8 protein-coding genes are annotated in these 9241 nt (G+C 60.2%); 4 read left to right on the top strand and 4 right to left on the bottom strand.

What is annotated here, in order from left to right:
• The coding region (locus tag ABJN75_RS01480; RefSeq protein ID WP_348436155.1) for a hypothetical protein at window positions 1–570 on the top strand (570 nt) is incomplete at its 5' end.
• A gap of 103 nt (window positions 571–673) precedes the next feature.
• Here ABJN75_RS01480 and ABJN75_RS01475 read toward each other — a convergent pair.
• Both ABJN75_RS01475 and ABJN75_RS01470 read right to left on the bottom strand, forming a co-directional pair.
• A complete protein-coding gene (locus ABJN75_RS01475; RefSeq protein ID WP_348436153.1) occupies window positions 674–1486 on the bottom strand; it encodes a DUF1206 domain-containing protein in 813 nt (270 codons plus the stop codon).
• On the bottom strand, window positions 1483–2139 hold the full coding sequence (locus tag ABJN75_RS01470; RefSeq protein ID WP_348436151.1) for a phosphatase PAP2 family protein: 657 nt from the start codon (window positions 2137–2139) through the stop codon (window positions 1483–1485). Before ABJN75_RS01470 ends, ABJN75_RS01475 begins: the two co-directional genes overlap by 4 nt.
• Window positions 2140–2424: 285 nt before the next feature.
• Between ABJN75_RS01470 and ABJN75_RS01465 the strand changes: the two genes are divergently transcribed.
• Window positions 2425–2805 (top strand): hypothetical protein, encoded by a 381-nt coding sequence (locus ABJN75_RS01465; RefSeq protein ID WP_348436149.1) that lies wholly within the window; start codon window positions 2425–2427, stop codon window positions 2803–2805.
• A 7-nt stretch (window positions 2806–2812) separates the two neighbouring features.
• Window positions 2813–3577 (top strand): extensin family protein, encoded by a 765-nt coding sequence (locus ABJN75_RS01460; protein WP_348436148.1) that lies wholly within the window; start codon window positions 2813–2815, stop codon window positions 3575–3577.
• Window positions 3578–3617: 40 nt separating this feature from the next.
• Here ABJN75_RS01460 and ABJN75_RS01455 read toward each other — a convergent pair whose 3' ends face one another.
• A complete protein-coding gene (locus tag ABJN75_RS01455) occupies window positions 3618–5297 on the bottom strand; it encodes a formate--tetrahydrofolate ligase (protein ID WP_348436146.1) in 1680 nt (559 codons plus the stop codon).
• 216 nt (window positions 5298–5513) lie between these two features.
• Window positions 5514–8630, bottom strand: a complete 3117-nt coding sequence (putA, locus tag ABJN75_RS01450) for a bifunctional proline dehydrogenase/L-glutamate gamma-semialdehyde dehydrogenase PutA (protein ID WP_348436144.1) — start codon at window positions 8628–8630, stop codon at window positions 5514–5516.
• A gap of 112 nt (window positions 8631–8742) precedes the next feature.
• Here putA and ABJN75_RS01445 point away from each other — a divergent pair, with 112 nt between their 5' ends.
• The gene (locus ABJN75_RS01445) at window positions 8743–9204 is read left to right on the top strand and encodes an Lrp/AsnC ligand binding domain-containing protein (RefSeq protein WP_348436142.1); all 462 of its coding nucleotides are present in this window, start codon (window positions 8743–8745) and stop codon (window positions 9202–9204) included.
• Window positions 9205–9241 lie beyond the last annotated feature (37 nt).

The following is a 9241-nucleotide window of genomic DNA, read 5'->3' as shown; positions in this document are numbered from 1 at the left end:
CGTTCCCTGACCTGTCATGCGCGCCGCCATCCGTACCGGCGCGACCGGAGATACGCCATGTGGAAAAACCTTCCCTCCATCCTGACCAACAAGGATTTCACAATCCTTGAAACCATGCATGACCGCCGACATGTCCTGACCGATTCCGTTCGGCAATTGCTCAGCCACAAGCTCGACAATTCGACGGTGGTGTTCAGCGAAGACATCGATGACGACCTCGTGACCTTGAACAGCCGCGTCCGCTACCGCGTCAGCGGCATGCAGCCGCAGATGGCCATTGTCACCCACAGCCGCATGGACGCGATGGTGGGACAAAGCCTGGCATTGGACACCGTGCGCGGGCTTGCACTGCTCGGATTGAGAGAAACCGAGGAAATGACACTCCCGGTACAGGACAGCTGCACGCCTCAGCGCCTTGTTGTTGAATCTGTCCTGTTCCAGCCCGAAGCAGCAAGGCGGCAACGTCTGAATGAAGAGCTTGCCCGCCCGGCTCTCCGGCTGGTCCACGATGCGGGCTCGATCTGTGATCGCGGTCGTAAAGCTGCAAATGAAATAAAACAGATCCGGTAAAAGCGCGTCTGGCGACGGATCAGCATCGCCTCAAAGCACCTTCGCGGCCAGGGTCGATTTTCCTTTGCACCACTGTGATGCCTGAAGTCCGGACTCCGGGACTTCAGGCATTCTCAACGTTGATGCGGCGCCAAATGGCTTCGGCAAAGGAGTAGATCGAAAACAGGAAGAACCCTGCTCCGGTTGCCCCCAACAGCCAGGCCCCGAAAGGAAGCCCGGCGATAAAATCAAGCGCATCCGCGAGACTGGCGCGCCCTTCTTCACCGGCCAGACCGTGTTGAAACAGCAAGAACGCGATAACCAGAAAGACAATACCGCGTGCACTCAAACCACCAATGGCAGCCATGTCGATCCACCCCAGAAGCTGCTGCGAAGCCTGGATATGATCACGGTATTTGCGGTTGATCGCCTTCCAGATATGCGCCCCGCCAACAATGGCGAATATGGAACTCAGGATGAGTGATACCGGCCCGGCTCCGATAAAGCTCGCCGCCGTGCGGGCAAACCCGTCCCCGGAACTGTCTCCGGAAGAAAAGAGACCGCCCCACCAAATTGAAAACGTGTAAGTCAGCAAAAAGCCGTAGGTTGCTGCTGATCCGAGCAGCCCTGCACGCACCGCCAGTCCCGCCGGATCAAAACCGTGATCATCGGTATCAAACACTGCCTGCACGATGCGCCAAAGGCAGTAACCGGCCAGGCTGATGATCAGCAGCGGTGTCAGAACCGCACTGGCGGTGGACTGGGTGATGAAGCGGACCGCGTCCTTTGAATCGCCGCCACTGCCGGTCGTCAGCGCTGCACTGGCAATGAAGAATGCAAGCATCAGATACACCACGCCGCGCGCACCATAGCCCAAACGCGCAAACGGTTTGAACCAGTCATGCCAGGTCATGTTCTCCATACTTGGTCCAGTCATGGCGAGCCCCTGTTCTTCCGACGTTGAAGCATGTGCACGACCAGCCAGGAAAAACTTGCCCATGCCGCTCCCAGCGCCCAGCCGGCGGCGACGTCGCTGGGCCAGTGCACGCCAAGATAGACCCTGCTGACGCCAACCATCACCGCAACGAGCACCGCCACGGTGATCACATACGCCCGAGCCCTTCTGGTTTCGAGGTAGCCGATCACGATGGCTGCGAGCGTCAGATAGGCCACCGTTGTCACCAGCGCGTGGCCACTGGGAAAGCTGGCGGTGTGAACCGTATCGAGATGATCCACCAGATCCGGCCTTGGCCGCGCGTAAAATTTCTTGAGCGTATAGCTCAGCAGCGCACCCGAGCCGACCGAAAGCACCACATAAAGGGCTGCGCCATAGCGCCTTGTTACAAGGAAAAACCCCGAAACTGCCGCAAGGGTGAGGATGATCAGCGGATAGCCTCCGACCGCGGTCACTTCAATCGCCGTTTCCTGCAGCCACGCCGGCCCGATCGAGCGCGACGGATCACCCGGCACCCGCATCATCAGAAACAGGGTTTCGTCAAAATTGCGGATTTCGCCTTCAGCCATCTCGTCGGCAATCTGGATGAAGGCATACACACCAAGCGTGATGATGCCGAGCAGCAGCACAGGCATCCGGTTGGCGTTTCCGTTTTTGAGCCCCTGAACGAACCACGCGCGTAGTGTCTGTGTTACCGGTTTTTCAGTCACGCTGTCCCAGCCCCAAATTTTTTGTCTCCATCATCGACAATCCGCAAGACGCCGTTTCGTTCCACTCAATGTGCCGTCCGGGGCCTGGTCCTGCCAAGACGGAGGTCTCCAGCCATCGAGCAGACAGCTACAAAGCACCATTTCCGCGGGCCGCTACAAAGCACCATTTCCGCGGGCCAAGGTCACTATGACCCCAAGAAAGGGCGCGCAATGGCCTGGATACGACCCTATCTTGTAATCGTGAATGTCACCATTGCCGGAATCGTCGAAAGTGCAGTCGCCGCCGACTGCGCGTCCCGATTGCCAAAAGCCGCGAGCCCGCATCAGCCGGTCGCGGTGATGATCGCGCGCGGCGACCTGGCGATGGAAGTCGGAACCGGGCGTCTGTCGGAAGCCCAGGAAGAAATCCTCTGGCTTTGCGAAACGGCCATGGGCCAGCGCGCCGGGTGCATCATGCTCAACAAGGGGCCCTATATTACCGAGACAATTTGCTTTCTTGCCGGTATATTGCATCGCATGGATCGTCACCAGTTCAAGAAGACGGCCCGCCTCTCGGCCCTGACATCATGGCGGGGACCGCAACCACTTTAGGGGCGACATGCGCCGGATTTTCCTGTTGCCTTTGATGTTTGTCGCCCTGGCGGGACTTGATCTTCCCGCCGAAGGACCTGTCCCGGACGACAAGCCCGAACAGACCGTTACCCCCCAACAGGCCGATCCTGACCCCGACGCCGCGGCAATTCCCGATGCTCCGCCTGCAGGCAAGGAGAAGCCAGCCTTGCCGGGCATTGCCGCTCCGGTCGATTCCGAAGTATTTCTTGCCGCCTGCGAAAGTGAATTGCGCAAGCTGCAGGTTATATTCGAAAGACTTGATCCACTCACCGGCGAGAATGGCTGCGGCATGGATGCGCCCTACGCCATCACCGAGATCGCCAAGGGCGTGGCGGTAAAGCCCGCAACCCAATTGAGATGCACAGCCGCTCTTTCGTTGGCGCGCTGGGTCGGCGCAGTCGTCCTTCCCGCCGCGTCCGCACTCCCCGAAGAGGTTCGCCTTAAAGCCATCAATCACGGCTCGACCTATGTCTGCCGCCGCCGCAACAATCTGGCCACAGGCAAGATGTCGGAGCACTCGATCGGCAACGCCATCGACATCATGAACTTTGAATTCGACGGACGCAAGCCAATCGGAGTTTCACCGCGCGCCGGCGACGGGAACTTTGAGGAGGCTTTCCAGCGGGCAGTCCGGGGCGGCGCCTGCCTGCATTTCACCACCGTGCTGGGCCCTGGCACCAACGCCAGCCATAGCGACCACCTCCATCTCGACATCGCCAAACGCAAGCGCGGCTACCGGCTGTGCCAATGACAGCCGGCGAACCGGGCGGGACTGGCCGCCTTGTCCCGCTTCAGAACAGACCTTCGATCTGACCGGTGTCATTGAGAAAGATCTTTTCAGACGACGGGGTTCTGGGCAGGCCGGGCATGGTCATGATCTCGCCGGTGATGACGACGATGAAGCCGGCGCCGGCTGACAGCCGCACTTCGCGGACCGGCACGGTGTGATCGGTCGGCGCGCCGCGCAGATTGGGGTCGGTCGAGAATGAATATTGGGTCTTGGCCATGCAGACCGGGAGCTTGCCATAGCCCTGGGCTTCCCACTGCTTGAGCTGCTCACGCACTGACTTCTCGGCAATCACCTCGCCAGCATGATAGATCGACTTGGCGATTGTCTCGATCTTTTCGAACAACGGCATGTCATCGGAATAAAGCGGCGCGAACTGCGCCTGTCCGGATTCAGCCATCTCGACAACCTTGCGGGCGAGATCCTCGATCCCTGCCGAGCCTTGCGCCCAATGCTTGCACAGGATCGCTTCGGCCCCCAGGGTTGCGACATAATCCTTCACCGCCTGGACTTCGGCCTCGGTGTCGGAGACAAAATGGTTGATCGCAACCACCACCGGCACGCCGAATTTCTTCACGTTCTGAACATGGCGACCCAGATTGGCGCAGCCTTTCTCGACAGCATCGATATTCTCTGCTCCCAGATCATCCTTCTTGACCCCGCCATTCATCTTCATCGCCCGCACCGTGGCGACGATCACCGCGGCATCGGGCTTGAGGCCCGCCTTGCGGCATTTGATGTCGAAGAATTTTTCTGCACCCAGATCCGCGCCGAAGCCGGCTTCGGTGACCACGTAATCGGCAAGTTTCAGCGCCGTCGTGGTTGCCACCACCGAGTTGCAGCCATGCGCGATATTGGCGAACGGACCGCCATGAACGAAGGCCGGGTTGTTTTCCAGCGTTTGCACCAGATTTGGCTGCATCGCGTCTTTCAGCAGCACCGTCATCGCGCCATCGGCCTTGATGTCGCGGCAGTAGATTGGCGACTTGTCACGGCGGTAGGCGACGACGATGGCACCCAGTCGCTGCTGCAGATCCTCGAGATCCTTGGCAAGGCACAGGATTGCCATGACTTCAGAGGCCACTGTGATGTCAAATCCGGTCTGGCGCGGAAACCCGTTGGCGACGCCGCCGAGATTGACCACGATGTCGCGCAGCGCCCGGTCGTTCATGTCCATCACCCGGCGCCAGACGACGCGGCGCGCATCGATCTCCAGCTCGTTGCCCCAGTAGATGTGGTTGTCGATCATCGCCGAGAGCAGATTGTGGGCGCTGGTGATGGCGTGGAAGTCGCCGGTGAAATGCAGGTTCATTTCTTCCATCGGAACCACTTGCGCCAAGCCGCCGCCGGCAGCGCCGCCCTTCATGCCGAAATTCGGCCCCAGCGAGGCTTCGCGGATGCAGATCATCGCCTTCTTGCCGATGCGGTTGAGCCCGTCGCCGAGCCCCACCGTGGTGGTGGTCTTGCCCTCGCCCGCGGGCGTCGGGTTGATCGCGGTGACAAGGATCAGCTTGCCATCCTTCTTGTCTTTCTGGCGGGCGATGAAAGCGGCAGACACCTTGGCCTTGTCGTGACCGTAGGGAACCAGATCCTCAAGCGGTATGCCGAGCTTGTCGCCGATCTCCATGATCGGCTTCTTGGTCGCCGCCCGCGCAATCTCGATATCGGATTTGTACTCAGCCATGATGTCATATCCTCTCCCACTCTGTCCCGCACCCCCGCGGGACCGTTGGCGACGAATAGAAACCGAATGTGCCGTCAATGCTTGCATGAAACGGGACGCCGAATGCGCCAATTGCGACACGTGCAAGAAAGCAAAGGCTTGCTGCGCAAAAAAACACAGCAAGCTCTGAAGCCGACAGGTCAGCCTTCACTCGCAAGCAACGCTAAATCAACGCCCTCAGCCGTCGCCCATGGCGATCAGCCCGGCATTGCCTCCAGCCGCCGCCGTGTTGACCGAGACAGCCTGCTCGACCGCGAACCGCATCAGGTAATGCGGCCCGCCGGCCTTGAAGCCGGTGCCCGACAGGCCCGAACCGCCGAACGGTTGGGTGCCGACCACGGCGCCGATCATGTTGCGGTTGATATAGACATTGCCGGTATCAAGCCGGTCGATGACCTTGCGCACTGTCGCCTCGATGCGCGAATGCACACCCAGCGTCAGGCCGAAACCGGTGGCATCGATGGCGCCGAGCACGGCGTCGAGCTTCCTGGCCTTGTAGCGCACAACATGCAGCACCGGTCCGAAAATTTCCCGGTCGAGCGCGGCCGCGTCCCTGAGTTCGACAATGTGCGGGGCAAAGAACAGGCCTTCATTCGGCGCCTCTCCGGCATAGACCAGTTTCTGGGTTTTCGAGATCGTTGCAATATGCGCAGCAAGCATCTCGCGTTGCGCTTCGTCGATCACCGGGCCGACATCCGTCGATGGCTTTGAAGGATTGCCCAGTTTCAGCTCGCGCGCGGCACCCTCGATCATCTCGATCATGTGGTCGGCGACATCTTCCTGCACGAACAGCAGACGAAGCGCCGAGCAACGTTGTCCGGCGGAGCGGAACGCCGACATCACCACATCGTCGGCCACCTGTTCAGCCAGCGCCGTGGCGTCGACGATCATGGCGTTGAGCCCGCCGGTTTCAGCGATGAACGGCACGATCGGTCCATCCTTGGCGGCCAGCGTCCGGTTGATGGCGCGCGCGGTCTCGGTCGAGCCGGTAAACGCCACGCCACCGATCTTCGGATGCGAGGTCAGCGCGGCACCGACATCACCCTCGCCCGGCAGGCACAGCAGAACGTCCTTCGGCACGCCCGCCTCATGCAACAGCCGGATCGCCTCATGCGCGACCAGCGGTGTCTGTTCAGCCGGCTTGGCGATCACCGCATTGCCGGCGGCCAGTCCCGCCGACACCTGCCCCAGAAAAATCGCCAGCGGGAAGTTCCACGGCGAAATGCAGACGAACACGCCGCGGCTGCGCCAGCCAAGCCGGTTTTCCTCACCGGTCGGGCCAGGCATCGGCAGCATTTCTGAGAACATGACGCGCGAACGCGCCGCGTAATAACGCAGGAAGTCCACCGCCTCGCGGATCTCGGCGATACCATCGTCCAGGGTCTTTCCGGCTTCCGCCGACAACAGAGCCATGAAGCGGTCGCGCCGGTCCTCGATCAGATCAGCCGCGCGGTCGAGGGCTGCGGCACGGATACCCGGATCGGTCCGCGACCAGCTTCTGAAACCTTGTGCAGCGATCGTCACCGCCTTGTCGACATCCTTCGGATCGGTGAACCGCACCGTGCCGACAATATTTGAAGGATCGGAGGGCGATCTGATGTCCCGTGCCGGGCCGCTGGCCTTGAGACCCGGCGCCAGCGGTCCTGCCTCGACCCTTTCCGTCGAGCGCGCCATACCCTCCACCAATGAAGCGAGTTGAAAGCGATCGCCGAATTCCACACCGCGCGAATTGGGCCGGTCGGAATAGATCGCCAAAGGCAGCGGGATCTGGCTGTTGCGGGCCGATTGGCCCCGGGCGAGCCCGAGCTTGGCGTCGGGACGTTCGAGCAGCGAGGCGACAGGCACATTCTTGTCGCCCGCCACAGCCACGAAGGAGGAATTTGCGCCATTCTCAAGCAGCCTGCGCACCAGATAGGCGAGCAGGTCGCGATAACCGCCAACCGGCGCATAAATCCGGCAAGGCACGCTGTCATTGCTCTTGCTCAAGCTGTCATAGACCACCTCGCCCATGCCATGCAGGCGCTGGAACTCGAAGCCGCTGCGATCCTCGGCCATCTCGATAATGGTCGAAACCGTCAGGGCGTTGTGCGTGGCGAACTGCGGATAAATCACATCCCGCAGATCGAGCATCTGACGGGCGCAGGCAAGGTATGCCAGATCGGTGGCGGCCTTGCGGGTGAACACCGCATAGCCCTCGAGCCCGCGTTCCTGGGCGCGCTTGATCTCGGTGTCCCAATAAGCGCCCTTGACCAGCCGCACCATCATCCGGCGGCGATGCTTGCGGCACAGCCCGGCAATGTGTTCGATCACTTGCGGGGCACGCTTCTGATAGGCCTGAATGGCGAGGCCGAACCCGTCCCATCCATCAAGCGAAGGATCGGCAAAGGCTTGGTCGATCACATCAAGCGACAATTCAAGGCGATCCACTTCTTCTGCGTCGACCGTGAAATTCAGATCGTGCGCCTTGGCCATCTGCGCCAGCTTGATCAGTTCGGGAACCAGTTCCTCGAGGACCTGGTCACGGTGGGTGGCCAGATAACGCGGATGCAGCGCCGAGAGCTTGACCGAGATGCCGGGGCGGTCAGGCAGCTTGCGCCCTGCCGAGGTCTTGCCCGCGGCCTTGCCGATGGCGGCGATCGCATCGGCGTAGGATTTGAAATAGCGCTTGGCGTCCGCCAAAGTCCGGGCGCCTTCACCGAGCATGTCATAGGAATGGCGGTAACCGCGGCTCTCGTTCTTGACGGCACGACCGAGCGCATCCTCGATCGTCTCGCCAAGCACGAAATGATGCCCCAGAAAGCGCATCGCCTGCCGGGTTGCCGTTCTGACTGTAGGCATACCCATGCGCTTGACCAGACCGCGCATCACACCTTCGGGCGTTTCACCGGGCTTGATGACACGTGCCGACATTCCCAAAGCCCAGGCGGAGGCCGAAACAAACCATGTGTCGCCATGGGTTTCGTGATCGCTCCAGCCGCCCTCCTTGAGCTTGTCCTCGATCAACCGGTCCTGGGTCAGCGCATCGGGAACCCGGAGCAAAGCCTCGGCCAGCACCATCAACGCCAGTCCTTCCCGCGTCGACAGGCCGTATTCACGCAGAAAATCCTCGACGCCGCCGATCTGTCCGGAATCCGAGCGGATCGCCTGGATCAGTTTGGTGGTGCGGGCATCAATCGCCCGGTCCTGTGCACCGCTGAAGATCAGCGATTGGCTGAATGCGCTGATCAGCCTGTCATCGTCTGGAGCATGGGGCGCATGAAAATTCGTCAACGGCGGCTGAGGTGTGGCGGTCATGATTTTCTCCCGTGAATGATTCATAATATCTCTTGATATGCCGCATTTCTCACCATATATTATTACAAGATTAGACTTTTTCACTGCGATTTAAGAATTTCACGGAGAATTTATGAGGGAAATTGACCGCATCGATCGAAAGATCCTTCGCGCCATGCAGGACGACGGAAGGCTAAGCAATCTTGAACTGGCCGAGAAAATCAGCCTGTCTCCGACGGCCACGGCAGAACGCCTCAAACGCCTTAATCGTGACGGTTACATTACAGGCTACACCGCCCGGCTATCCCCGGAAAGACTTGAGCGCGGAATGCTGATCTTCGTCGAAGTCAAGCTTGACCGGACAACGCCGGATGTCTTTGATGCGTTTTCCAAGGCGGTACGCAAATCGGATGATGTGATGGAGTGCCACATGGTGGCTGGCGGCTTCGATTATCTGGTCAAGGCCCGGGTCAAGGGAATGGAGGCATACAGGGCTTTTCTTTCCGACATAATCCTGTCTCTGCCAGGCGTACGGGAAACCCATACCTATCCCGTCATGGAGGAAGTCAAAAACACCGGAAAACTCCCTGTTTAGACGGCGGCAACCATTTGCCGTTTTTATTTGCTGACAC

The sequence above is a fragment of the Hoeflea sp. genome, assembly GCF_039975035.1.
GTDB lineage: Bacteria > Pseudomonadota > Alphaproteobacteria > Rhizobiales > Rhizobiaceae > Hoeflea.
This window is presented reverse-complemented; position numbering and strand designations above follow the sequence as displayed.

Bases quoted from the DNA above. Each gene is read 5' to 3' on its own strand.
- ABJN75_RS01460 (WP_348436148.1), top strand. From the start codon at position 2,813: ATGCGCCGGATTTTCCTGTTGCCTTTGATGTTTGTCGCCCTGGCGGGA.
- putA (WP_348436144.1), bottom strand. From the start codon at position 8,630: ATGACCGCCACACCTCAGCCGCCGTTGACGAATTTTCATGCGCCCCAT.
- ABJN75_RS01470 (WP_348436151.1), bottom strand. From the start codon at position 2,139: ATGCCTGTGCTGCTGCTCGGCATCATCACGCTTGGTGTGTATGCCTTC.
- ABJN75_RS01475 (WP_348436153.1), bottom strand. From the start codon at position 1,486: ATGACTGGACCAAGTATGGAGAACATGACCTGGCATGACTGGTTCAAA.
- ABJN75_RS01455 (WP_348436146.1), bottom strand. From the start codon at position 5,297: ATGGCTGAGTACAAATCCGATATCGAGATTGCGCGGGCGGCGACCAAG.
- ABJN75_RS01465 (WP_348436149.1), top strand. From the start codon at position 2,425: ATGGCCTGGATACGACCCTATCTTGTAATCGTGAATGTCACCATTGCC.
- ABJN75_RS01445 (WP_348436142.1), top strand. From the start codon at position 8,743: ATGAGGGAAATTGACCGCATCGATCGAAAGATCCTTCGCGCCATGCAG.